The 24702-nt window shown below is 71.1% G+C and carries 20 protein-coding genes and 1 pseudogene; 14 read left to right on the top strand and 7 right to left on the bottom strand.

The genetic code is table 11. The features are described 5' to 3' along the window. Positions 1–11: 11 nt before the first annotated feature. Positions 12–500 (bottom strand): Lrp/AsnC family transcriptional regulator, encoded by a 489-nt coding sequence (locus AB0D74_RS04670; protein ID WP_362580995.1) that lies wholly within the window; start codon positions 498–500, stop codon positions 12–14. Between the two features lie 190 nt (positions 501–690). On the opposite strand from AB0D74_RS04670, the gene pdhA (AB0D74_RS04665) reads away from it, so the two are divergent. From pdhA (AB0D74_RS04665) to AB0D74_RS04635, 7 genes are all read left to right on the top strand, one after another. Then, entirely contained in the window at positions 691–1836 is a 1146-nt protein-coding gene (pdhA, locus tag AB0D74_RS04665) for a pyruvate dehydrogenase (acetyl-transferring) E1 component subunit alpha (protein WP_362580553.1), read from the top strand. Continuing rightward, positions 1833–2837, top strand: a complete 1005-nt coding sequence (locus tag AB0D74_RS04660; RefSeq protein ID WP_362580551.1) for an alpha-ketoacid dehydrogenase subunit beta — start codon at positions 1833–1835, stop codon at positions 2835–2837. Before pdhA (AB0D74_RS04665) ends, AB0D74_RS04660 begins: the two co-directional genes overlap by 4 nt. Then, positions 2837–4198 (top strand): dihydrolipoamide acetyltransferase family protein, encoded by a 1362-nt coding sequence (locus AB0D74_RS04655; protein ID WP_362580549.1) that lies wholly within the window; start codon positions 2837–2839, stop codon positions 4196–4198. Before AB0D74_RS04660 ends, AB0D74_RS04655 begins: the two co-directional genes overlap by 1 nt. A 195-nt stretch (positions 4199–4393) precedes the next feature. Beyond that, on the top strand, positions 4394–5305 hold the full coding sequence (locus AB0D74_RS04650) for an NTP transferase domain-containing protein (RefSeq protein ID WP_362580547.1): 912 nt from the start codon (positions 4394–4396) through the stop codon (positions 5303–5305). Next, positions 5302–6729 (top strand): molybdopterin molybdotransferase MoeA, encoded by a 1428-nt coding sequence (locus AB0D74_RS04645; RefSeq protein ID WP_362580545.1) that lies wholly within the window; start codon positions 5302–5304, stop codon positions 6727–6729. The genes AB0D74_RS04650 and AB0D74_RS04645 overlap by 4 nt, the downstream gene beginning before the upstream one ends. Continuing rightward, positions 6726–7823: a potassium channel family protein gene (locus AB0D74_RS04640; RefSeq protein ID WP_362580543.1), complete on the top strand. Its 1098-nt coding sequence runs from the start codon at positions 6726–6728 to the stop codon at positions 7821–7823. The genes AB0D74_RS04645 and AB0D74_RS04640 overlap by 4 nt, the downstream gene beginning before the upstream one ends. A 63-nt stretch (positions 7824–7886) precedes the next feature. Next, on the top strand, positions 7887–8867 hold the full coding sequence (locus tag AB0D74_RS04635) for an NAD(P)H-quinone oxidoreductase (RefSeq protein ID WP_362580541.1): 981 nt from the start codon (positions 7887–7889) through the stop codon (positions 8865–8867). A 4-nt stretch (positions 8868–8871) separates the two neighbouring features. Here the strand turns inward: AB0D74_RS04635 and AB0D74_RS04630 are convergent, their stop codons facing one another. Next, positions 8872–9570, bottom strand: a complete 699-nt coding sequence (locus tag AB0D74_RS04630; RefSeq protein WP_362580539.1) for a hypothetical protein — start codon at positions 9568–9570, stop codon at positions 8872–8874. 188 nt (positions 9571–9758) lie between these two features. Between AB0D74_RS04630 and AB0D74_RS04625 the strand changes: the two genes are divergently transcribed. After that, positions 9759–10298 carry a bacterial proteasome activator family protein gene (locus tag AB0D74_RS04625; RefSeq protein WP_181808180.1) on the top strand — a complete coding sequence of 180 codons (540 nt, stop codon included), beginning with the start codon at positions 9759–9761 and terminating at the stop codon, positions 10296–10298. A gap of 107 nt (positions 10299–10405) precedes the next feature. On the opposite strand, the gene AB0D74_RS04620 is transcribed toward AB0D74_RS04625, so the two are convergent. Beyond that, positions 10406–12094: a protein kinase gene (locus tag AB0D74_RS04620; protein WP_362580537.1), complete on the bottom strand. Its 1689-nt coding sequence runs from the start codon at positions 12092–12094 to the stop codon at positions 10406–10408. A 318-nt stretch (positions 12095–12412) separates the two neighbouring features. Here AB0D74_RS04620 and AB0D74_RS04615 point away from each other — a divergent pair, with 318 nt between their 5' ends. Further along, on the top strand, positions 12413–14002 hold the full coding sequence (locus tag AB0D74_RS04615) for a protein kinase (RefSeq protein ID WP_362580535.1): 1590 nt from the start codon (positions 12413–12415) through the stop codon (positions 14000–14002). A 73-nt stretch (positions 14003–14075) separates the two neighbouring features. Here the strand turns inward: AB0D74_RS04615 and AB0D74_RS04610 are convergent, their stop codons facing one another. Continuing rightward, positions 14076–15092: a phosphotransferase gene (locus AB0D74_RS04610; protein ID WP_362580533.1), complete on the bottom strand. Its 1017-nt coding sequence runs from the start codon at positions 15090–15092 to the stop codon at positions 14076–14078. 556 nt (positions 15093–15648) lie between these two features. Here AB0D74_RS04610 and pdhA (AB0D74_RS04605) point away from each other — a divergent pair. The 3 genes from pdhA (AB0D74_RS04605) to AB0D74_RS04595 are packed head-to-tail and all read left to right on the top strand — an operon-like array spanning position 15649 to position 19286. Then, positions 15649–16866 (top strand): pyruvate dehydrogenase (acetyl-transferring) E1 component subunit alpha, encoded by a 1218-nt coding sequence (gene pdhA / locus AB0D74_RS04605; RefSeq protein WP_362580531.1) that lies wholly within the window; start codon positions 15649–15651, stop codon positions 16864–16866. A gap of 1 nt (position 16867) precedes the next feature. Beyond that, a complete protein-coding gene (locus AB0D74_RS04600; protein ID WP_362580529.1) occupies positions 16868–17845 on the top strand; it encodes an alpha-ketoacid dehydrogenase subunit beta in 978 nt (325 codons plus the stop codon). Positions 17846–17855: 10 nt separating this feature from the next. After that, a complete protein-coding gene (locus AB0D74_RS04595) occupies positions 17856–19286 on the top strand; it encodes a dihydrolipoamide acetyltransferase family protein (RefSeq protein ID WP_362580527.1) in 1431 nt (476 codons plus the stop codon). 218 nt (positions 19287–19504) lie between these two features. Here the strand turns inward: AB0D74_RS04595 and AB0D74_RS04590 are convergent. The 3 genes and pseudogenes from AB0D74_RS04590 to AB0D74_RS04580 all read right to left on the bottom strand — a co-directional run. Next, a pseudogene (locus AB0D74_RS04590) lies at positions 19505–20034 on the bottom strand (D-alanyl-D-alanine carboxypeptidase); the annotation flags it as partial. A gap of 64 nt (positions 20035–20098) precedes the next feature. Further along, positions 20099–21322, bottom strand: coding sequence for an RNA-guided endonuclease TnpB family protein (locus tag AB0D74_RS04585; protein ID WP_362580993.1), 1224 nt, complete (start codon positions 21320–21322; stop codon positions 20099–20101). 294 nt (positions 21323–21616) lie between these two features. After that, positions 21617–22516: a serine hydrolase gene (locus AB0D74_RS04580; protein WP_362580525.1), complete on the bottom strand. Its 900-nt coding sequence runs from the start codon at positions 22514–22516 to the stop codon at positions 21617–21619. 196 nt (positions 22517–22712) lie between these two features. On the opposite strand from AB0D74_RS04580, the gene AB0D74_RS04575 reads away from it, so the two are divergent. Both AB0D74_RS04575 and AB0D74_RS04570 read left to right on the top strand, forming a co-directional pair. Beyond that, a complete protein-coding gene (locus AB0D74_RS04575) occupies positions 22713–23363 on the top strand; it encodes a GntR family transcriptional regulator (RefSeq protein WP_362580523.1) in 651 nt (216 codons plus the stop codon). After that, the gene (locus tag AB0D74_RS04570; RefSeq protein WP_362580521.1) at positions 23360–24679 is read left to right on the top strand and encodes an MFS transporter; all 1320 of its coding nucleotides are present in this window, start codon (positions 23360–23362) and stop codon (positions 24677–24679) included. The genes AB0D74_RS04575 and AB0D74_RS04570 overlap by 4 nt, the downstream gene beginning before the upstream one ends. The last annotated feature ends 23 nt before the right edge of the window (positions 24680–24702 follow it).

Here is a 24702-nt window from a genome sequence, read left to right as displayed (position 1 = left end):
GCCGGTCGCCCTCAGCCGTCCTCCGGCTCCAGGTCCTCCTCCTCGAACACCAGCAGGGTGCGGGTGCTGAGCACCTCGGGGATGGCCTGGAGCCGGGTCAGCACCAGCTCGCGCAGCGCCCGGTTGTCGGGCGTGTGGACCAGGAGCAGGACGTCGAAGTCCCCGCCCACCAGGGCGATGTGGGAGGCGCCGGGCAGCTGCCGCAGCTGCTCGCGCACGGTCCGCCAGCTGTTCTGGACGATCTTCAGGGTGATGTACGCCGAGGTGCCCTGGCCGGCCCGCTCGTGGTCCACCCGGGCGCCGAAACCGCGGATCACCCCGTCCTCGACGAGCCGGTTGATCCGTGCGTAGGCGTTGGCACGCGAGACATGGACGCGTTCGGCGACCGACCGTATCGACGCCCTGCCGTCCGCCTGCAGGATCTGCAGGATGTCCTGATCTATGGCGTCCAGCGGGCGCGCGGGCGGCAGCGACGCGCGATCCTGCGGGCCCTCGGCCATTTGTTCAGGTGCCATGTCCCCCCACCTCCCTACCATGGACGTACTGCGTTCATTCCAGGTTGTGGAGAACCGTTTGTCCACAGCCTGGAGGTGCCTGTAGCCAAAATGTGCCGACGACCGAACAATCGGTAGGTGGGACGGGTCACAGGCGATCCGTCTCCCGTAGCCACCCCCACGAGGAGGTGCCGTCATGACGGTCATGGAGCAGCGCGGCGCATACCGGCCGTCGCCGCCGCCCGCCTGGCAGCCCCGGACGGACCCCGCGCCGCTGCTGCCCGACGAGCGCCCGTACCGCGTTCTCGGGACGGAGAAGGCCGCCAAGGCCGACCCCGAGCTGCTGCGCCGGCTGTACACCCAGCTCGTCCGCGGCCGAAGGTACAACGCACAGGCGACCGCCCTCACCAAGCAGGGCCGCCTCGCCGTCTACCCCTCCAGCACCGGCCAGGAGGCCTGCGAGGTAGCCGCAGCCCTCGCCCTGGAAGAACGCGACTGGCTCTTCCCCAGCTACCGCGACACCCTCGCGGTGATCGCCCGGGGCGTGGACCCCGTCGAGGCGCTCACCCTGCTGCGCGGCGACTGGCACACCGGCTACGACCCGTACGCCCACCGCGTCGCCCCCCTCTCCACCCCCCTCGCCACCCAGCTCCCGCACGCCGTCGGCCTCGCCCACGCGGCCCGCCTCAAGGGCGACGACGTGGTCGCGCTCGCCATGGTCGGCGACGGCGGCACCAGCGAGGGCGACTTCCACGAGGCCCTGAACTTCGCCGCCGTCTGGCAGGCCCCGGTCGTCTTCCTGGTCCAGAACAACGGCTTCGCCATCTCCGTCCCGCTCGCCAAGCAGACCGCCGCGCCCTCCCTGGCCCACAAGGCCGTCGGATACGGCATGCCCGGCCGCCTGGTCGACGGCAACGACGCGGCTGCCGTGCACGAGGTCCTTGCCGGCGCCGTACGGCACGCGCGCGAGGGCGGCGGCCCGACCCTGGTCGAGGCGGTCACCTACCGGATCGACGCCCACACCAACGCCGACGACGCCACCCGCTACCGCGGCGACACCGAGGTCGACGCCTGGCGCGACCACGACCCGATCCTGCTGCTCGAACGCGAGTTGACCGACCGCGGCCTGCTCGACGAGGACACCGTGAGGCGCGCCCGCGAGGACGCCGAGACCATGGCCGCCGACCTGCGCGAGCGCATGAACCGCGACCCCGAACTCGACCCCATGCACCTCTTCGACCAGGTGTACGCCGAGACCACCACACAGCTGCGCGAACAGCGCGCCCTGCTCCGCGCCGAGCTGGAGGCCGAGCAGCAGGAGCAGGAAGGCGAGCCGCGATGACGACCGTCGCCGTCAAGCCCGCCACCATGGCGCAGGCGCTCACCCGCGCACTGCGGGACGCCATGACCGCCGACCCCGCCGTGCACGTCATGGGCGAGGATGTCGGCACCCTCGGCGGCGTCTTCCGGGTCACCGACGGCCTCACCAAGGAGTTCGGCGAGGCCCGCTGCACCGACACCCCCCTCGCGGAGGCCGGCATCCTCGGCGCCGCCGTCGGCATGGCCATGTACGGGCTGCGCCCGGTCGTGGAGATGCAGTTCGACGCCTTCGCCTACCCCGCCTTCGAGCAGCTCATCAGCCACGTCTCCCGGATGCGCAACCGCACCCGCGGCCGGATGCCCCTCCCGATCACCGTCCGCATCCCCTACGGCGGCGGCATCGGCGGCGTCGAGCACCACAGCGACTCCTCCGAGGCCTACTACATGGCCACCCCCGGCCTGCACGTCGTCACCCCTGCCACCGTCGCCGACGCCTACGGCCTGCTGCGCCGGTCCATCGCCTCCGACGACCCGGTCGTCTTCCTCGAACCCAAGCGCCTGTACTGGTCCAAGGACACCTGGAACCCCGAGCATCCGACGGACGTTGAACCCATCGGCCGCGCGGTGGTGCGCCGAACCGGGCGCAGCGCCACGCTCGTCACCTACGGCCCGTCCGTACCGGTCTGCCTCGAAGCCGCCGAGGCCGCCCAGGCGGAGGGCTGGGACCTGGAAGTCGTCGACCTGCGCTCCCTGGTGCCGTTCGACGACGAGACGGTCTGCGCCTCCGTACGGCGCACCGGGCGAGCGGTCGTCGTACACGAGTCGGGCGGGTTCGGCGGACCGGGAGGGGAGATCGCGGCACGCGTGACCGAGCGCTGCTTCCACCACCTGGAGGCGCCGGTGCTGCGCGTGGCCGGGTTCGACATCCCCTACCCGCCGCCGATGCTGGAGCGCCACCACCTGCCCGGCGTCGACCGCATCCTGGACGCGGTGGCGCGTCTGCAGTGGGAGGCCGAGGGCTGATGGCACAGGTGCTGGAGTTCAAACTGCCCGACCTCGGGGAGGGACTCACCGAGGCGGTGATCGTGACCTGGCTGGTCCAGGTCGGCGAGGTCGTCGCGATCGACCAACCGGTCGTCGAGGTCGAGACGGCCAAGGCGATGGTCGAGGTCCCCTGCCCCTACGGCGGTGTGGTCACCGCCCGCTTCGGCGAGGAGGGCGCCGAACTGCCCGTCGGCGCCCCGCTCCTGACGGTCGCCGTCGGCGAGGCGACCACCGTCCCCGAGCCGGAGGGCTCCGGCAACGTCCTGGTGGGCTACGGCACGGGGACGCCTCCGGCGCGCCGCCGCAGGGTCCGCAACGCCGTCCCGGAACGGGCCAACGGCTCGGCCGACCGGGGCAGCGCGGACCAGGGCACCGCCCCGGAACCCGCGCCGTACGCCGCCCTCCCGGAAGCCGCGACGGCCACCCACGCGCACGTGCCCCGAGCGCCCGCGCCGCTCACCGAGGGACCCGTCCCGGTGATCTCCCCCCTGGTCCGCCGCCTCGCCCGGCAGAACGACCTGGACCTGCGCGGGCTGTCCGGCTCGGGCCCCGACGGCCTGATCCTGCGCGCCGACGTCGAGGACGCCCTGCGGGTCAGCGCGGCCCGCGCCACCGCTCCCAAGACCCCGCCCACCACCACGCACGCCCCCTCCGGCACCCGCACGCCCCTCAAGGGCATCCGGGGCGCGGTCGCCGACAAGCTCTCCCGAAGCCGCCGGGAGATCCCCGACGCGACCTGCTGGGTGGACGCCGACGCGACCGAACTGATGCGTGCCCGCACCGCGATGAACGCGGCGGCGGGGCCGCGGATCTCCCTCCTCGCCCTCCTCGCCCGGATCTGCACCGCCGCCCTGGCCCGCCACCCCGAGCTGAACTCCTACGTCGACGTCGAGGCCCGCGAGATCGTCCGGCTCGACCACGTCCACCTGGGCTTCGCCGCCCAGACCGACCGCGGCCTGGTCGTCCCCGTCGTCCGCGACGCCCACATCCGCAACGCCGAGTCACTCACCGCGGAGTTCGCCCGCCTCACCGAGTCGGCCCACGCCGGCACCCTCACCCCCACCGACCTCACCGGCGGCACCTTCACCCTCAACAACTACGGCGTCTTCGGCGTCGACGGCTCCACGCCGATCATCAACCACCCCGAGGCGGCCATGCTCGGCGTGGGCCGCATCGTCCCGAAACCCTGGGTCCACGAGGGCGAGCTGGCGGTCCGCCAGGTCGTCCAGCTCTCCCTCACCTTCGACCACCGGGTCTGCGACGGCGGCACAGCGGGCGGCTTCCTGCGCTACGTGGCCGACTGCGTGGAGAATCCGACGGTACTTCTCAGGACGCTCTAGCCGCAGCGCCCCGTCAGGGGCGCTGGGGGTACCCCCAGCCGAAGGCTGGGGGAGGAACTGCGCGATCAACCAAACACAACCCGCACTCGCGCACGGACGTCCTGCCCCCGCCCCTTGGGCGCACGCAACCACACCCTGCACATCCCACGCCCCCCATCGGTTCCCCGTGATCAGAACGCCCCCCATACTCGAAAGGTGACCGCCACCGAGCCCCCGCCCTACGACGCGATCGTGTTGGCCGGCGGCGCCGCGAGGCGCCTCGGCGGGGCCGACAAGCCGTCCGTCAGGGTCGGCGGACGCCCCCTCCTCGACCGCGTCCTCGCGGCCTGCGCCGGCGCCCGCCGGACCGTCGTCGTGGCAGCTCCGCGTCCCACCTCCCGCCCGGTCCGCTGGACCCGCGAGGACCCCCCGGGCGGCGGCCCGGTCGCCGCCCTCGACGCCGGCCTGCGCCACACCGCCGCCGACTGCGCACTCGTGCTCTCCGCCGACCTCCCGTTCCTCGAAGAGGCAACCGTGGAGCGCCTGTTGTCGGTCCTGCACACGACCGGCGCGGACGCCGCGCTGCTCACCGATGCCGACGGCAGGGACCAACCCCTCGTGGCGGCCTACCGGACGGCGGCGCTGCGCCACGCGCTGTCGGACCTCGCCGCGGGCGACCGCGGCCTCACCGGCCTCCCCCTGCGGCGCCTGACCGCCGCACTGAACCTCACCCGCGTCCCGGACCCCCTCGCGTCCTTCGACTGCGACACCTGGGACGACATCGCCGACGCCAGGGCACGCATCAGGGAGCATGGGCACGTGTTGGACGAATGGATCTCCGCAGTCAAGGACGAACTGGGCATCGACCTGGACGTCGACATCCGCCTTCTGCTCGACCTGGCCAGGGACGCCGCGCACGGCGTGGACCGCCCTGCCGCCCCGCTGACCACCTTCCTCGTCGGCTACGCCGCCGCACAGGGCAAGGGTGGCCCCGAGGCGGTCGCCGAGGCGGCCCGCAAGGCCGCCGCGCTGGCCCAGCGCTGGGCGGAAGAAGCCGATGCCGCCCCCGGCGACCCCACCCCCGGCGACCCCACCCCCGGCAACCCCGCCCCCGGGCCCGGCCGGTGACCGCCCCCGGCACCCGGTCCGGTACCCCCGCCGCCGCGGACACCGACGACGATCTCGACGTCGAGGAGGCGCTCGCCCTCGTGAGAGAGCCCAGGGACCCCCGGCAGGACGCGAGCGCAGCGCCCACCCTCCACGGCGGACACGGCGACCACGGCGGACACAGCGCGCCCGGCGAACGCGGCGCGCACGGCGGTCACTCGGCCCACCGCCACCGCGCCACCCCCTGGCCCCAGGCCCGTGAGACAGCCGCCCGCGCCGCCCGGTCCGCCGCCCGTTCCGGGGCCCGTCGCGCCCCCGTCTCCGTACCGCTGACCGACGCTCTCGGACTGACCCTCGCCGCCCCGCTGGACGCACTCACCGACCTGCCCTCCTTCGACACCTCGGCGATGGACGGCTGGGCGGTCGCCGGCCCCGGCCCCTGGGACGTCCGCGAGGAAGGCGTACTGGCCGGGCACGGGCAGCCCGAGCCGCTCACCGACGGCGAGGCGGTCCGTATCGCCACCGGCGCCCGGATCCCGGCGGACACCACCGCCGTGCTGCGCAGCGAGCACGGCCGTCTCGACGCCCAGAGCCGGCTGCACCCCACCCGTGAGGTGGTCCACGGCCAGGACATCCGTCCGCGCGGCCAGGAGTGCCGCACCGGCGACCAGTTGCTGCCGCTGGGCACCCTGGTCACCCCGGCCGTCCTCGGCCTCGCCGCAGCCGCCGGATACGACACCGTCACCGTCGTCCCCCGCCCCCGCGCCGAAGTCCTGATCCTGGGCGATGAGTTGCTCACCGAAGGACTCCCGCACGACGGCCTCATCCGGGACGCGCTCGGCCCGATGCTGCCACCCTGGCTGCGGGCCCTCGGCGCCGAGGTCACCGCCGTGCGCCGGCTCGGTGACGACGCCAAGGCCGTGTACAAGGCGATCACCTCGTCGACGGCCGACCTCGTGGTCACCACGGGCGGCACCGCCTCCGGCCCGGTCGACCACATCCACCCCACCCTGGAACGCATCGGCGCCGAACTCCTCGTCGACGGCGTCAAGGTGCGCCCCGGACACCCCATGCTGCTGGCCCGCATCAAGGAGAACCAGCACCTCGTCGGCCTCCCCGGCAACCCCCTGGCCGCCGTCTCCGGCCTGCTCACCCTCGCCGAGCCTCTGCTGCGCACCCTCGCCGCCCACCCGGCCCCCGAGCCGTACACCCTGCCCCTGGCGGAGGCGACGCACGGGCACCCGTACGACACCCGGCTCATCCCGGTCGTCCTGCGCGGTGACGCCGCGGTCCCGCTGCACTACAACGGCCCGGCCATGCTCCGGGGCATCGCCGCCGCCGACGCGCTCGCGGTCGTGGCGCCGGGCGGAGCACGGCAAGGGGAGGAGACGGAACTCCTCGACCTGCCGTGGGCGGCTGCCGGCATCGGAGTCTGTTTCACGTGAAACTTCCCGGCCATGACGCCATCGCCCGCCAGGCGGACGAACACCTGGTGACCCAGCGGGTGAAACTCCCGACGAAGGTGGTGGACCGCCCGATCCGCCAGGTCACCAAGCGGCTCGCCATGGCCCTGCTGGTGCTGGTGGCCACCGCGTTGATCGTCTACGTCGACCGTGACGGCTATACCGACAACTCCGACGGTTCCGTCGACCTGCTCGACGCCTTCTACTACGCGACCGTCACCCTCTCCACCACCGGCTACGGCGACATCACCCCCGTCAGCGACGGTGCGCGGCTCACCAACATCTTCGTCATCACGCCTCTGCGAGTGCTGTTCCTGATCATCCTGGTCGGCACCACGCTCGAAGTCCTCACCGAACGCACCCGGGAGGAATGGCGCCTGAACCGCTGGAGGTCCGCCTTGCGGGATCACACCGTCGTCGTCGGGTTCGGGACGAAGGGCCGGTCGGCGATCCAGACCGTCTGTGTGACCGGGCTGAAGGCGGAACAGGTGGTCGTGGTCGACCCGAGCTCCAAGGCGATCGAGGCGGCCACCGCCGACGGATACGCGGGGGTCATCGGCGATGCGACCCGCAGCGAGGTGCTGAAGCGGGCCGAGGTGCAGCGGGCGCGGCAGATCATCATCGCGACCCAGCGCGATGACACGGCCGTGCTGGTGACCCTGACGGCCCGGCAGCTCAACAAGGCCGCAAAGATCGTGGCGGCGGTCCGCGAGGAGGAGAACGCGCCGCTGCTCAAGCAGTCCGGCGCCGACGCCGTCATCACCAGCGCCAGCGCCGCCGGCCGACTGCTCGGGCTGTCCGTGCTCAGCCCGGCCGCCGGCATGGTCATGGAGGACCTCATCCAGCAGGGCAGCGGACTGGACCTCGTGGAACGCCCCGCGGTCAAGGCCGAGGTCGGCAGGACACCGCGCGAGACGGCGGACCTGGTGGTGAGCGTCGTACGCGGACACCGGGTGCTCGGGTACGACGACCCGGCCGTCGGCACCATCGAGGCGACGGACCGGCTGATCACGATCGTGCGGGCCTCACCGGGCAACCAGGTCACGCCGGACGTACGACCGCTGCCCCGCGCCTGACCGGGCGAGCCGCCGGTGACGTCACCGGCCGGGGCCGGACGGGCGGGGAGTAGCGTCGGCCGCATGTATGCGATCACGATTCCCGAACCTGGTGGGCCCGAGGCGCTGGTGTGGGAGGAGGTTCCCGATCCCGTGCCCGGTGACGGCGAGGTACTGGTCGAGGTGGTGGCCGGTGCCGTCAACCGCGCCGACATCATGCAGCGGCAGGGCTTCTACGACCCGCCGCCGGGGGCCTCCCCGTACCCCGGTCTGGAGTGCTCCGGGCGGATCGTCGCGCTCGGCCCGGGTGTCTCCGGCTGGTCGGTCGGCGACGAGGTGTGCGCGCTGCTCGCGGGCGGCGGGTACGCCGAGAAGGTCGCCGTGCCGGCCGGGCAGCTGCTGCCGGTGCCCGCGGGCCTGGACCTGAAGCAGGCCGCGGCGCTGCCCGAGGTGGCGTGCACGGTCTGGTCGAACGTCTTCATGATCTCCCACCTGCGCCCCGGCGAGACCCTCCTCGTGCACGGCGGCTCCAGCGGTATCGGGACCATGGCGATCCAGCTGGGCAAGGCGGTCGGCGCCAAGGTCGCGGTCACCGCGGGCACGAAGGAGAAGCTGGACTTCTGTGCCGAGCTCGGCGCGGACATCCTCGTCAACTACCGCGAGCAGGACTTCGTCGCCGAGGTGAAGCAGGCCACCGACGGCGCGGGGGCCGACGTCATCCTGGACAACATGGGCGCCAAGTACCTGGACCGGAACGTGCAGGCGCTCGCGGTCAACGGGCGGCTCGCGATCATCGGCATGCAGGGCGGCGTCAAGGGCGAGCTGAACATCGCCGCGCTGCTGGGCAAGCGGGCCGCGATCAGCGCGACCTCGCTGCGCGCCCGTCCGCTCGCCGAGAAGGCGGCGATCACCGCGGCGGTGCAGGAGCACGTGTGGCCGCTGATCGCGCAGGGACATGTCCGTCCGGTCGTCGACCGGGAGCTGCCGATGGCGGACGCGGCGCAGGCCCATCGGGTGGTCGAGGCCAGTGAGCACATCGGCAAGGTCGTGCTGGTCGCCCCGTAACGCCTCAGCCCCGCCGTACCCGCAGGCCGACGAAGGCGAGGCCGAGCCCGAGGCCGATCAGGACCAGGCCGCTGCCGAGCGGAAGGACGTGCAGCATGGGCTCGGCGTCGTCCTCCTGGCCGGAACCCATCGCCTGGCCCGTCTGGCCCGTCTGGTCCGTCGGGTGCGGCTGGGGCGAGGTGGGAGCGAGGACGGGCTCGCGGGGCGGCTCCGCGGAGTCGGCCGCCGAGCTCCCGGCAACGCTCCCCGCGGGCTCCGTCACCGCTCCTTCGCCGAGACCGTCAGAGTCGGCAGAGGCGTCCGAGGCGTCCGAGGCGGCGGGGGCGTCCGAGGTGCCGGGGGCGGCGGAGTCGTCAGCCTCGTAGGGTTCGTCAGCCTCGTAGGGCTCGTCGGGGTCGTCGGGATCCTGGCCCTCGATCTTCGTCGCCGGTCCCTGGGGCCGCCCCGGCCGCATCCGGCCCTCGCCCGCGACGGTGCCGGCCAGCGACGGCTCGGGGGTGGCCGAGGCACGGGTGGAGTCCGAGGGCACCGGCCGGGGGGCGAACCCGACGGCAGCGCCGCACGGCAGCAGGACCGCCGCGAGGACGAGCAGCAGGCGTAGGGACAGCCGACGGGCGAGCGCGAGCCGTACCCGGCGCAGCGACCGCTCGTGGGCCGAGGGCGGCCGGACGCGGGTGAAGGGGAGTCGCAGCCTTGGAGTCACGGCGGTGACCTCCTGGAGCACGGTCGTCGTCAGGGCAGACGATCACCAGCCTCACATTCACCCGCAAACCCGGCACTTCTTACTCGGCCGAAGGGGCTACGGCAGGTCCGGAGCCGTTCAGAGTGGTGGATCAGCCCTCATGGGGGGCACCACGGTGGTGAGGTGTACGGGTGCGAGAGAATGGCGGCATGGAGATGCCGAGGAACGAACGGTCGCCCGAGAATCCACAGATCCTGGTCGTGGGCCAGGACGGGATGGCACTCGGCGGCGGCAACGGGGACGAGGACTCCCGCGAGATCCCGGTGACGGAGATGGTGGAACAGCCCGCCAAGGTCATGCGGATCGGCAGCATGATCAAGCAGCTCCTGGAGGAGGTGCGTGCGGCTCCCCTCGACGAGGCCAGCCGGGTCCGGCTCAAGGAGATCCACGCCAGCTCCGTGAAGGAGCTGGAGGACGGCCTGGCCCCCGAGCTGGTGGAGGAGCTGGAGCGGCTCTCGTTGCCGTTCACCGAGAACTCCACGCCCTCCGACGCCGAGCTGCGCATCGCGCAGGCCCAGCTGGTGGGCTGGCTGGAGGGGCTGTTCCACGGGATCCAGACCACCCTGTTCGCCCAGCAGATGGCCGCCCGCGCCCAGCTGGAGCAGATGCGGCGCGCGCTGCCCCCGGGCGTCGGCCACGAGGGCGAGGAGCACGGCCCGGCCGGCCGCTCCGGCGGGCCGTACCTGTAGGCCTCCCGAGGCGGGCCTCCCGACCGAGGCGGGCCTCCCGAGGCAGGACCTCCGAGACGTCGAAGGGCCCGGCGGACGACCGCCGGGCCCTTTCTGCTGCGTCCGCCTCAGCCGGTCGCCGGGTTGCCCGTCGACACCTTGAGCTCGATGGTCGGCACGTCCTTCGGGTCGACATCCGTGCCCGAGGTCGGGAACTGGTCCATGATCGTGCCGTCGCCGTACGTGTTCTCGTCGACGTCGGTGATCTTCATCTTCCAGCCGGCGGCCTGGAAGCACTCCTTGACCGACTTGATGTACTTGAACTTGAAGTCCGGGACCTGGATCTTGTCCGGGTCGTCGTAGGACTCCTGCGGTTCGGTGCACTCGGTCTTCTCGACCGTCTTCGAGGTGTCGGGCCCGCGGTAGCCCGAGGCGTGCGAGGCGGCGGTGCTCGCGGTGCTGCCGCCGCCCCCGCCACCACCGCTGCCGCCGGTGTCGTCACCGCCGCCGTTGTTCAGCGCCAGCGCCACGACCAGGCCGATCACCGCGACCAGCGACACCGCGATCGACCCGATGACCACCGGCCGGTTGCTCTTCCCGCCACCGCCACCACCGACGCCACCGCCACCGCTGCCACCGACGCCCCCTGTGGGCGGCCCCTGCGGCGTGATGTTGTACGGCGGCGGCGTCGACGCAGCCCCCGCCGGTGGGGCGTACCCGGCCGGGGTCTGGTAGCCCGCCTGCTGCGGATAGCCGTAGCCGGGTGCGGGCCCCGTGCCCCCGTAGGGATTCGGTGCCGGTGCCGGCTGGTACGGCGTCTGCACCGGGCCCGGAGGCGCCGGTGTCGCCTGGCCGACCGGCGGGAAGACCGCGGAGCCGACCCCGGAGCCGCTCTGCGTCGGCGGGATGCCCGGGACGATGCTGGGCGCGGCCGGGTGGAGCGAGGCGGCGACCCGCAGGCACTCGTCGCGCATGGACTCGGCGGTCGGGAAGCGCTCGTTCGGGTTCTTCTTCAGCGCTCGGGCGACCAGCGCGTCCACGGCCGGGGGCAGGGCCCGGTTGACCGAGGAGGGAGCGACCGGCTCCTCCTGGACGTGTGCGTAGGCGATCGCCAGCGGGGAGTCCGCGTCGAACGGCAGCCGCCCGGTGACCAGCTGGAACAGCATGATGCCGACCGAGTAGAGGTCGGACCGCGCGTCCACGCCCCGGCCGAGCGCCTGCTCCGGGGAGAGGTACTGCGGGGTGCCGACGACCATGCCGGTCTGGGTCATGGAGGTGACCCCGGACTGCATGGCGCGGGCGATCCCGAAGTCCATCACCTTCACGACGCCGCGCTTGGTCGTCATCACGTTGCCGGGCTTGATGTCGCGGTGGACGAGGCCCATCTCGTGGCTGATCTCCAGCGCGGCCAGCACGTCGGCGGTGATCTTCAGCGCCTTGTCGGCGGGCATCGCGCCGTACTGCCGTATGTCCTCGTCCAGGACCGAGCCGAGCGGGCGGCCCTCGACGTACTCCATGACGATGTACGGCATCGTGGAGCCGTCGAGCGCGTCCTCGCCGGTGTCGAAGACGGAGACGATATTGGTGTGCGTGAGCTTGGCCACTGCCTGGGCCTCGCGGCGGAAGCGCTCGCGGAAGGCCTGTTCCCGGCCGAGTTCGGTGTGCAGGGTCTTGATCGCGACCTGCCGGTCCAGGACCGAGTCGTACGCCAGGTGCACGGAGGCCATGCCGCCCTCGCCGAGCAGGTCGCGCAGCTGGTAGCGGCCACCGGCCAGAGCACGCCCCGTATAACGGCCGTGTGCGCCGTCCTGGCTCATTTTCCCCGTCCCCCGTTGGGTACTCAGGCACCCTTGTTGATCGAATGTCTCATTCCCGGCCAAGTCTGCCGGAGGGCACCGACACGTCAAGCGCGGTGCCCGTTCCGTGACCGTACGCGAAAGAACAGCCGCGGAAGCGTTACAGCGGCCCTACGTCCGGTACACAGAATTTGCACGGCGGTGCGTGGTACGGGTTTGATGGCCGGTCCGTCCACGGGCCGGATCCCGGACCGACGGGTTGCGCGGAGGCTGTAGCGTGGCCGACGGAGACCGTGACAACACCGCGCGCACCGCGGGCAGAAACGACGGCGAGGACCGATGGCACAGACGCACAGCGCCCAGGGCCCGTCCGACCCCGAGGCGACTGGCGGCGGCATGTCAGACGCGCCGGAGATGTGGGGCAACCACGGCCTGGTCGGCGACGGCCGGTACCGGTTGACCCACCGGCTCGGGCGGGGCGGTATGGCCGAGGTGTTCGCGGCCGAGGACGTACGGCTCGGCCGCACCGTGGCCGTGAAGCTGCTCCGTGCCGACCTCGCCGAGGACCCGGTCTCCAAGGCCCGCTTCACGCGTGAGGCGCAGTCGGTCGCCGGGCTCAACCACCACGCGATCGTGGCGGTGTACGACTCCGGCGAGGACGTGGTCGGCGGCCAGTCCGTGCCGTACATCGTGATGGAGCTGGTCGAGGGCCGCACCATCCGCGACCTGCTGATCAACGCCGAGGCGCCGGGCCCCGAGCAGGCCCTGATCATCGTCTCCGGGGTGCTGGACGCGCTCGCCTACTCGCACCAGCACGGCATCGTGCACCGCGACATCAAGCCGGCCAACGTCATCATCACCCAGACCGGTTCCGTCAAGGTGATGGACTTCGGCATCGCCCGCGCCCTGCACGGCGCGTCCACGACGATGACGCAGACCGGCATGGTCATGGGCACGCCCCAGTACCTCTCCCCCGAGCAGGCGCTCGGCAAGGCCGTCGACCACCGCTCCGACCTGTACGCCACCGGCTGCCTGCTCTACGAACTCCTCTCGCTGCGACCGCCGTTCATCGGCGAGACCCCGCTGGCGGTGGTCTACCAGCACGTCCAGGACATCCCGGTGCCGCCGTCCCAGACCTCCGAGGGCGTCGCCCCGCCGGAGCTGGACGGCCTGGTGATGCGCTCGCTCGCCAAGGAGCCCGACGACCGCTTCCAGACCGCCGAGGAGATGCGCGGCCTGGTCCAGTACGGCCTCCAGATGCTGTACGACCAGGGCAGCCACACCGGCACCTGGAACACCGGCCCGGTCACCGTGCCCGACGGCCGGCACACCCCGGCGGGCGGTTTCGCCGGTACGACCGTGATGCCGCACCCGACGGCCGCCGCCGGGACCACCCAGATCCCGCAGCCGATCCTGCCGGGCGGCTACGGAGGCGGCGACGACGGCGGTTTCGAGGGGCACGGCAACCGGGGCAGCGGTCGCGGCAAGCTGTGGATCCTGGCCGTCCTCGCGGTGATCGCCATCGCGGCGGGCGTCGCCCTGGCGCTCAACAACGGCGGTGGCGGCGACAGCGGTGGCACCGACAACTCGCCGTCGCCGAGCGTCTCGCAGACCACCAAGGACGAGACGCCCAGCGCCAGCCCGTCGGACGAGGCCAGCGACACGGCCACGGACACGTCGACCGACGACAGCGGCTCGGGCACCGGCAACGACAACGGGTACACGCCGTCCCAGACCCCGTCGTACACCCAGTCCCAGACGCAGAGCAGCGAGCCGAGCGACGAGCCGAGCGACACGGCGAGCGCCTCGCAGCCCACGGACACGGCGAGCTCGCCTGACACGCAGCCCTCCGACACGACCGGCACGGGCGACGACGGCGGGGCCGACGGCGGCAACTCGATCGCCGGCACCGGTGTCGGCGGCGGTTGAAGGACACCGACACCCTTCGGCTGACCGGCCGCCGCCGGTCGGCCTCTGCCGGCCGGCCGCCGCTGACCCGCCGCTACTGCACGAACGCGTCGCACACCGCGTCGTACTCCCTGGTCCACCACACGGCGAGCGCCGAGGCGGCCGGGAACTGGGGGTCCGCGCGGGTGTCGCCGCGCTCGTAGTGCCAGCGCAGCATCCAGAAGTCGTTGAGCCGCTCCCACCACACGCGGTGCACGGCCGCCGCGAGTTCCGAGGGCGTGGCGCCGGCCGCGCGCCGGTACGCGCGCGCGTACGCCCGCACCTTGCGCAGGTCGAGCGCTCCCGCCGGGCGCACGAAGAAGATCGCGGCGGCGCGTACGGCCTCCTCCGCGCGGGGCTGCACCCCGAGCCGGTCCCAGTCGACGATCGCGGCGGGCGCGTCGCCCTTGTAGAGCAGGTTGAACGGGTGGAAGTCGCCGTGCACCCAGCCCACCGAGGCGCCGCGCGGGGGGCGCCGGGAGGTGTGCTGCTCCAGGAGCGCACGGCGTTCGAGCAGCCGGTGGCGGGCGAGTTCGTCGAAGGCGTCGGCGGGGCGGTGCCGGCTGACGTGGGCGAGCAGGTCGTCGATGAGTGCGAAGGTGTCGGCGGGGTCGGCGCTCTCGACCGGGTGGGGGCTGGTCGCCGGGCGGGTACGCCCCTTGGGGGGCATCACGCGCTCCAGGCAGGCGTGCACGGCGCCGAGGAGCGCGCCGAGCCGCGCGCACTCCCCGCGCGTGAGCTGTCCGCCGTGCCGGTGCCGGCCGTCGATCCAGGGATGCAGCGCGTAGGCGTGGTCGCCGACGACGGCGACCGTACGGCCGTCGCGGCCGGCGAGGGGCGGGGCGACCGGGACGCCGAGGGCGGCCAGCCGCTGGGTGGCCAGATGACGCCGTTCGATGGCGGCCGGGTCGGCGGTGTCGGGGTCGAAGTGGTGCTTCAGGAAGTAGCTGCCGCGGGTGGTGCAGAGGCGGTAGCCACGGTTGAGCAGACCTTGTTCGACGGGCTCGCAGGCGAGTGCGGAGCCGGCGGCGTACTGCCGGAGCAGGGCGCCCAGAGGGGGCGCGTGGGGCACGAGAGGGGGTAAACATGAGCGCGGCACGCGGCAGATGGTAGGGCAAACGCCAACCCTGTGAGCTGCGGATTATCACACATAGTCATCGACGGTCGCTTTCGGTCACGCGATGGGTTGCAGCGAATGCAAGTACGAAAGACGCTCCCCCTGGACGGCGCCCGGGGCGTAGGGTCGTCGCGCCGCGCGCGGCGTACGCCCGCGCTTCGGCGAGCAGACCGGACCACGAGACGTCTTCCCGTGGGCCCGGGCGGCGGGATAACGTGCCGTTGCTCCGGCCTCCTGCAAGGCTCTGACCAGCAACCTTCCGGCCCGCGTCCATTTACTAGGAAACCCAAGCAAAAAGTACTTGGATTTCCAAGCAAAAACGCAGGTCAGGAGGGGTTTCACAGAAATGTGGGGCACTGGGTAACGTGCATGTTGCAGGGCGCTCGCCGGGGCACCTGTCACGCCTGTTCCCGGCCGAGTGGCACCCACCCCGTGTCACGGGTGTCGGAAACAGGTGAGCCGCACTGGTTCACCCGGCAACCCCGGGGGCCGGACCGACGGAGGAGCACACGTGAGCGTGGACAGCAGTGCCGCGGGCACACCGCGACGCAGCGCCGCAGGCAAGGCCGGTACCACCGGCAGCAAGACCGGCACCAAGCGCACCACAAGCCGCACCACCAGCCGCACCACCGCGAAGAAGAGCACCGAGCCCGAGCTCGTGCAGTTGCTGACCCCCGAGGGCAAGCGGGTCAAGAACGCCGAGTACGACGCGTACGTCGCCGGGATCACCCCCGAGGAGCTGCGCGGTCTCTACCGCGACATGGTGCTCACCCGTCGCTTCGACGCCGAGGCCACCGCCCTGCAGCGGCAGGGCGAACTGGGCCTGTGGGCGTCCCTGCTCGGCCAGGAGGCCGCCCAGATCGGCTCCGGGCGTGCCACCCGCGAGGACGACTACGTCTTCCCGACCTACCGCGAGCACGGCGTCGCCTGGTGCCGCGGGGTCGACCCGACCAACCTGCTGGGCATGTTCCGCGGCGTCAACCACGGCGGCTGGGACCCCAACAGCAACAACTTCCACCTCTACACGATCGTCATCGGCTCCCAGACGCTGCACGCCACCGGCTACGCGATGGGCGTCGCCAAGGACGGCGCGGACTCGGCGGTCATCGCCTACTTCGGCGACGGCGCCTCCAGCCAGGGCGACGTCGCCGAATCGTTCACCTTCGCCGCGGTCTACAACGCCCCGGTGGTGTTCTTCTGCCAGAACAACCAGTGGGCGATCTCCGAGCCGACCGAGAAGCAGACCCGCGTCCCGCTCTACCAGCGTGCCCAGGGCTTCGGCTTCCCCGGCGTCCGCGTCGACGGCAACGACGTGCTGGCCTGCCTCGCGGTCACCAAGTGGGCGCTGGAGCGCGCCCGCAGCGGCGAGGGCCCGACGCTCGTCGAGGCGTACACCTACCGGATGGGCGCCCACACCACCTCCGACGACCCGACCAAGTACCGGGCCGACGAGGAGCGCGAGGCCTGGGAGGCCAAGGACCCGATCCTGCGCCTGCGCCGCTACCTGGAGTCCGCAAACCACGCGGACGAGGGATTTTTCGCGGAACTCGAGACCGAGTCCGAGGCGTTGGGCAGGCGAGTGCGCGAAGCGGTACGGGCCATGCCGGACCCGGACAACTTCGCCATCTTCGAGAACGTGTACGCCGACGGGCACGCGCTCGTCGACGAGGAGCGAGCCCAGTTCGCCGCCTACCAGGCGTCGTTCGCGGACGTAGAGGGGGGTAACTGAGATGGCGGAGAAGATGGCACTCGCCAAGGCGATCAACGAGTCGCTGCGCCGCGCGCTGGAGTCGGACCCCAAGGTCCTCGTCATGGGCGAGGACGTCGGCAAGCTCGGCGGCGTCTTCCGGGTCACCGACGGCCTGCAGAAGGACTTCGGCGAGAGCCGCGTCATCGACACCCCCCTCGCCGAGTCCGGCATCGTCGGCACCGCGATCGGCCTCGCGCTGCGCGGCTACCGCCCGGTGGTGGAGATCCAGTTCGACGGCTTCGTCTTCCCGGCGTACGACCAGATCGTCACCCAGCTCGCGAAGATGCACGCCCGCTCGCTGGGCAAGGTCAAGATGCCGGTCGTCGTCCGCATCCCCTACGGCGGCGGCATCGGCGCGGTCGAGCACCACTCCGAGTCCCCCGAGTCGCTCTTCGCGCACGTGGCGGGCCTGAAGATCGTCAGCCCGTCCAACCCCTCCGACGCGTACTGGATGATGCAGCAGGCCATCCAGAGCGACGACCCGGTGATCTTCTTCGAGCCCAAGCGGCGGTACTGGGACAAGGGCGAGGTCAACGCCGAGGCCATCCCCGGTCCGCTGCACAAGGCCCGCGTGGTCCGCGAGGGCACGGACCTGACCCTCGCCGCCTACGGCCCGATGGTGAAGCTCTGCCAGGAGGCCGCCGACGCGGCTGCCGAGGAGGGCAAGTCCCTGGAGGTCCTGGACCTGCGGTCCGTCTCCCCGCTGGACTTCGACTCGATCCAGGCCTCGGTCGAGAAGACCCGCCGCCTGGTCGTGGTCCACGAGGCACCGGTGTTCTTCGGTTCGGGCGCGGAGATCGCCGCCCGCATCACCGAGCGCTGCTTCTACCACCTGGAGGCCCCGGTCCTCAGGGTCGGCGGCTACCACGCCCCCTACCCGCCGGCCCGCCTGGAGGAGGAGTACCTTCCGGGCCTTGACCGGGTGCTCGACGCCGTCGACCGTGCCCTGGCGTACTGAGGAGAGGGTCGTGACGACGATGACGGAAGCGTCCGTACGCGAGTTCAGGATGCCGGACGTGGGCGAGGGGCTCACCGAGGCCGAGATCCTCAAGTGGTACGTCCAGCCCGGCGACACGGTCACCGACGGCCAGGTGGTGTGCGAGGTCGAGACGGCCAAGGCGGCCGTCGAACTCCCGATCCCCTACGACGGCGTGGTCCGCGAGCTGCGCTTCGCCGAGGGCACCACGGTGGACGTGGGCACGGCGATCATCGCGGTGGACGTGGCGGGCGGCGCGCCGGCCGCGGAGCCCGCCGCGACCGCGGCCCCGGCCCTGTCTCCTTCCCCGGAGCCGGAGAAGAAGCCGGAGGGCCGCCAGCCGGTCCTCGTCGGCTACGGCGTGGCTGCCTCCTCCACCAAGCGCCGTCCGCGCAAGGGCCCGGAGACCACGGCCGCCGAGGTGACGGTCCAGGCGGCGGTCCAGCAGGAGCTCAACGGCCACGGCCCGGCACCTGTCCCCGCCCCCGCTCCCGCCCCGGCCGCGGAGGAGGAGCGCGCCCGCCCGCTGGCGAAGCCGCCGGTGCGCAAGCTGGCGAAGGACCTGGGCGTCGACCTGGCCACGGTGATCCCGTCCGGCCCGGACGGCGTCATCACGCGCGAGGACGTGCACGCGGCGGTGCCGGCGCTTGCCGTGCCCGAGCCGGTGGCGGCGGCCGTACCGGTGGCCCCTGCCGCGGCTCCCGTCGCCTCGTACGACACCGCGCGCGAGACCCGCGTCCCCATCAAGGGCGTGCGCAAGGCGACGGCGGCGGCGATGGTCGGCTCCGCGTTCACCGCACCCCACGTCACCGAGTTCGTGACGGTGGACGTGACCCGCACGATGAAGCTGGTCGAGGAGCTGAAGCAGGACAAGGAGCTGCAGGGCCTCCGGGTCAACCCCCTCCTCCTCATCGCCAAGGCGCTGCTGGTCGCCATCAAGCGCAACCCGGACATCAACGCGTCCTGGGACGAGGCGAACCAGGAGATCGTGCTCAAGCACTACGTCAACCTGGGCATCGCCGCGGCCACCCCGCGCGGCCTCATCGTCCCGAACATCAAGGACGCCCACGCGAAGACGCTGCCGCAGCTGGCCGAGTCCCTCGGCGAGCTGGTGTCCACGGCCCGGGACGGCAAGACCTCGCCCGGCGCCATGCAGGGCGGCACGGTGACCATCACCAACGTCGGCGTCTTCGGCATCGACACCGGCACGCCGATCCTCAACCCGGGCGAGGCGGCGATCCTCGCCGTCGGCGCGATCAAGCTCCAGCCCTGGGTCCACAAGGGCAAGGTGAAGCCGCGTCAGGTCACCACCCTGGCCCTGTCCTTCGACCACCGCCTGGTCGACGGCGAGCTGGGCTCCAAGGTCCTGGCAGACATCGCGGCGATCCTGGAGCAGCCGAAGCGGTTGATCACCTGGGGCTGAGCCCTGCCGAGCACAGACAGAGGGGCGAGAGCGTGACCTCCAGTCACTTTCTCGCCCCTCCAGGCCAGCGCGGGGAGTTGCCGGATGGAGTGGACCGACCGTCACATCAGGGGTCACGGTGTCGTGGAGCAGGCGTTGCGGGTGGTCGGGGCGGCCGTAGCGAAGGCTTGCCACACGGGTTCCGGCAGGCCCTTGTGGGCTTGGTTCGAGGCGGGCCAGATGGTCGCGAAGCCGTAGTTCGGGAGCTTTGTCGCGTTCGTCGCGTGCTGGGCGATCCAGCGAAGACGGTGCCGATCACCGTCTTGGCGCTGCGGTTCATGGCGAAGACCAGGCACTACTTGTCCTCGGGGCGGGAGCCGGTCTTGATACTGATGGCGTCGCTGTAGCTGCTGAGCAGCATGTTGATGTTGGTCCAGTTACCGTGGTGCGGGGGGAACCGGTCATGGTGATCGTCTTCGCCGTGTACTTCTTCGTCTTGACGACCGCGCGGCGTCGAGTAGTTGTTGCCGTCGCCGTCGAAGGCGTCGAAGTGGGTGTCGGGCAGACCCAGGCTCTTCGCGTCGGTGTTCATCATGGCGATGAAGTTGGCGACGACGTAATCGCAGTACGCCTACTGGATCGTGACCTTCTTGTCGAGGTTCAGGTTCGACTGCGCGAGCACGACCTTGGCGGTCATGACCTTCGTGGTGGAGCCGGTGGACAGCTTGGTATCCGCCGCCTTCGTGTACAGCATCTTCGCGTTGTTCATGACTTGACTTGCTCCCCGCGATGAAGCCCGAGGATTCTGGCCTTCTCGACCTATTGGTGTGCCGCTACGCGGCCTGGTTTCCGGTCGAGAATCCGTGGCTTCCTGTTTCTTCGCGCTGTGCCGGGATTACTCCTGGTCTTACCGGCGCTCCGCAGGCCGACACCGCCAGTCCGGCGGCCTGTTTGACGTTGATCGCGGCGTTGTGGTCCCGGTCGTGGACGGTGCCGCAGGCGCTACAAGTCCACTCCCTCACGTTCAGGGGTTTGGGGCCGTCCACCGCGCCGCAGGTGGAGCACGTCTGGGAGGTCGGTGTGAACCGGCCGATCTTGACCAGGGTGCGGCCGTACCGTTCGGCCTTGTATTCCAGCATGTTGATGAACGAGGACCATCCGGCGTCGTGAACGGACTTGGCCAGCTTCGTGCGTGCCAGGCTTACCACCGGCAGGTCCTCCACGGCGATCCCTTGGTTCTCGGAGATCAGCTTTGAGGAGAGCTGGTGGTGGAAGTTACGGCGTGCGTCGGCAACTTTGGCGTGGGCGCGGGCAACTTTGAGGCGGGCCTTGGCTCGGTTGTTGGATCCCTTCTGTTTGCGGGACAGTTCCCGCTGAGCCTTCTTCAGTTTCTTCTCCGCGCGCCGCAGAATGCGTGGGGAGTCGATCTTCGTGCCGTCCGAGAGGACCGCGAAATGCGTAAGACCGAGATCGATGCCGATGGTGCGGTCGGTTTGGGGCATCCGCGCCTGGTCGTTGGCGGGGTCGGTATCGATGACGAAGGAGGCGAAATATCTCCCGGCCGCGTCCCTGACGACGGTGACGGAGGTGGGGGTGGCTGGAAGGGTGCGGGACCACTTCACCTTCACCGCGCCGATCTTCGGCAGGCTCAGCTGGCCGCTGCCGGTGATGTTCCAGCGGGCATTGGCGGTGAACCGGATTGACTGCCGGGCATCCTTGCGGGACTTGAGCCGTGGTGCTCTCGTTTTTGGTCCCTTGCGGGTGCCCTTGAGGGAGGCGAAGAAGTTGCGGTACGCGCTCTCGGCGTCCCGCAGGGACTGCTGGAGGACCACCGCGGACACCTCACCGAGCCAGGATCGCTCCTTGGTCCGCTTCGCCTCGGTGATCAACTCCCGGGAGAGGCGCCCGGCCGTGGGGAACGGCTGCCCGGCCTTGAGGGCGTCCTCACGGGCACGGACCGCGTCGTTGAACACCACTCGGGCACACCCGAACGCCCTGGCCAGCGCCGCGCGCTGACTGGTATTCGGGTAGAGCCTGAACGCGTACCGGAGCTGCATGGCGAACACGCTAGAGAGCCCGAACACCCATTGTCGCCAGGAACATACGTACGAGATGTCACCTGAGTCCTGCACCATCCGGCTCCCCGGACCCACACCGCGACGCTCCGCGTTGCCACCATGGAGAAGACTCGCGGGCTCCTCGTGTCCGGGGCGCCCGTTCCTCAACCGCTTCGCGCTGCATAAGGGTCCGGCCCGCCCGTCACCGCCATACCCCCATCAGGTTCGAAGACCCGAAAGTGGCGAAGGCCCGCCGCAGCAGCGGCGGGCCTCGGCGGCTGTGTGCGCGGTGCGTTAGCTGATCTTCGCGTAGCCGTAGTTGATGAGCTTCTTCACGTCTGCCGTGCGGTTGGTCGCGTTGGCGGCGGTCATGACGGCGCCGATCACCGACTCGCCGTTCTTCGTGGCGGCAAAGACGAGGCAGTACTTGGCCTCAGTGCCGGAACCGGTCTTGATACCGAGCGTGCCGTTCCAGCCGAGCAGCGTATTGGTGTTCGTCCAGGTCTTCATCGTGCGGGTGGAGCCGGTCTTCGTGATCGTCTTCGCCGCGTACGACTTGGTCTTCACGACGGTCTTGAACGTGGAGTTCTTCATCACACTCTGGGCGACCTTCGTCAGGTCGCGCGGGGTCGAGTAGTTGGAGCCGTTGCTGATTCCGTCGAAGGAATCGAAGTGCGTGTTTGTCATGCCCAGGCTCTTGGCCATGGTGTTCATCTTGGAGATGAAGTTCTTGGTGCGGGCCGAGACCGTCGATCCTGAGCCGAACTTGTCGGCCAGTACCATCGCTGCGTCGCAGCCGGACGGCAGCATCATCCCGTAGAGCAGGTCGCGGACCTTGATCTTGTCGCCGACGATCAGGCCGGCCGACGAGGCACCCGTGGAGACGATGTAGTCGCTGACCGCCTGCTTGACCGTGACCTTGGTGTCCAGGTTCAGGTTCGACTGGGAGAGGACGACCTTCGCGGTCATGACCTTCGTGGTGGAGGCCGTGAGCCGCTTCGTGTCGGCGGCCTTGGTGAAGAGGGTCTTGCCGTTGGCGCTGTTCATCAGGAATCCGCCCTTGGCGGTGATGCTGGGCGTCGTGACGGCCTGCGCGGGCGCCGCGGTGAGGGCCCCGGTCGCCAGCAGCGCGCCGGACGTGACGGCGACGGCGGCGGCCTTGCGGAGGCGAGTGCCCTTAATACCGGTAATCAACTGAAATACCCCGAGTCGAGTCGAGTCGTAATGCCCCTGGCGTGCGGCCGAGTTGGGGGTGCCGAAGCGAATGGGGCCGCACGTGTGTGACACGTAAGTAGCACAGATGGTTGTGCGGTTGCTGAGGGCGATTTATGTCACGTCCGGATGGTGGACGCGCGTGCCCTTGCGTACGTGTTGTATCTAAGCTGTGGGCATGAGCCTGGCCGTCAAGCAGCCCCCCGCCGCCGACCGCGTCTACTCCCATGTCAAGCAAGGCGTCCTGGACCGTCACTACGAAGGCGGCGCGCTCCTCACCGAGGGCGAGCTGGCCGAGGCCGTGGGAGTATCCCGCACCCCGGTACGGGAAGCACTGCTGCGTCTCGAAGCCGAAGGGCTGATCAAGCTCTACCCGAAGAAGGGCGCCATGGTGCTGCCCGTCTCCGCGCAGGAGATCGCCGACGTGGTGGAGACCCGGATGCTGGTCGAGGAACACGCGATGCGCAAGGCGGTACCGGCGTCCGCGGGGCTGGTGGCCCGGCTCCAGGAACTGCTCGACCGGCAGAAGGCCGAGGCCGCCGCGGGTGACCTCGCCGCCGCGGCCGTCACCGACCGCTGCTTCCACGCCGCGATCGTCCGCGACGGCGGCAACGAGATCCTCTCCCGCCTCTACGACCAGCTGCGCGACCGCCAGCTGCGGATGGGCGTCGCGATCATGAACGCGCACCCCGACCGCATCGCCAAGTCGCTGACCGAGCACGAGGAGATCCTGGACGCGCTTCGCGCCGGGGACGCCGAGCGCGCGGTCGAGCTGGTGCACCGGCACGTCGACTGGTTCGCGCACCTGGCGCGGGGTGAGGTCCGATGAGCCGCGGCAGCGCGTCCCTGCCCGGTGATCTTCCCCCGAAGGGGGCACCCCCGGGCGGTCGCCGGGCCGTGCTGATCTGGGGCACAGGCGTCTCGGTCTACTTCGTCGCCGTCATCTTCCGCACGTCCCTCGGGGTGGCCGGCCTCGACGCGGCCGACCGCTTCCACGTCGGCGCCTCGGCCCTGTCCACGTTCTCGATACTCCAGCTGCTGGTCTACGCCGGCATGCAGATACCCGTCGGCCTGCTGGTCGACCGCCTCGGCACGAAGAGGATGCTGTCCATCGGCGCCGTGCTGTTCACCGCCGGGCAGCTGGGTTTCGCCTTCTCCCCGTCGTACGGCACCGCGCTCGCCTCGCGCGCGCTGCTCGGCTGTGGTGACGCGATGACGTTCATCAGCGTGCTGCGGCTCGGCACCCGCTGGTTCCCGGCCCGGCGCGGCCCGCTCGTCGCCCAGCTCGCCGGTCTCGTCGGCATGGCCGGCAACCTCGTCTCCACGCTGGTCCTGGCCCGGCTGCTGCACGGCATCGGCTGGACGCCGGCGTTCGCGGGCAGCGCGCTGGCCGGGGTGGTCGTCCTGGTCCTCGTGGTCCTGTTCCTGAAGGACCATCCCGAGGGGCAGGAGCCGGCGCCGTTCCCGCACCAGGGGGCGGCTTACGTACGGAAGCAGATCGCCGCGTCCTGGCGGGAGCCGGGGACCCGGCTGGGTCTGTGGGTGCACTTCACCACCCAGTTCCCGGCGATGGTGTTCCTGCTGCTGTGGGGGCTGCCGTTCCTGGTCCAGGCGCAGGGGCTGTCCCGTGCCACGGCCGGTGAGCTGCTGACCCTGGTGGTCCTTTCCAACATGGTGGTCGGCCTCGTCTACGGCCAGATCGTCGGCCGGCACCACACGGCGCGGTTGCCGCTGGCGCTGGGCACGGTGGGGGCGACGGCCGTGGTGTGGGCGGCGACGCTGGTGTATCCGGCCGACCATGCGCCGATGTGGCTGCTGGTGGTGCTGTGCGCGGTGCTGGGCGCGTGCGGGCCGGCGTCGATGATCGGCTTCGACTTTGCGCGGCCCGCGAATCCGCCCGAGCGGCAGGGGACCGCGTCGGGGATCACCAACATGGGTGGTTTCGTGGCGTCGATGACGACGTTGTTCGTGGTGGGGGTGCTGCTGGATGCCACCGGTGACAACTACGCGGTGGCCTTCTCGTGCGTGTTCGTGCTGCAGGGGGTGGGGGTGAGTCAGATCCTGCGGTTGCGGGGGCGGGCGGTTCGGCGGGAGCGGGAACGGTTGGTGGCCAGCCGGGTGGAGACGGTGCACGTCCCTGCGTGACTTTTTCTCCCACCCGCGCACCG

Source organism: Streptomyces sp. NPDC048278, from assembly GCF_040652195.1.
Taxonomy (GTDB): Bacteria; Actinomycetota; Actinomycetes; order Streptomycetales; family Streptomycetaceae; genus Streptomyces.
This window is presented reverse-complemented; position numbering and strand designations above follow the sequence as displayed.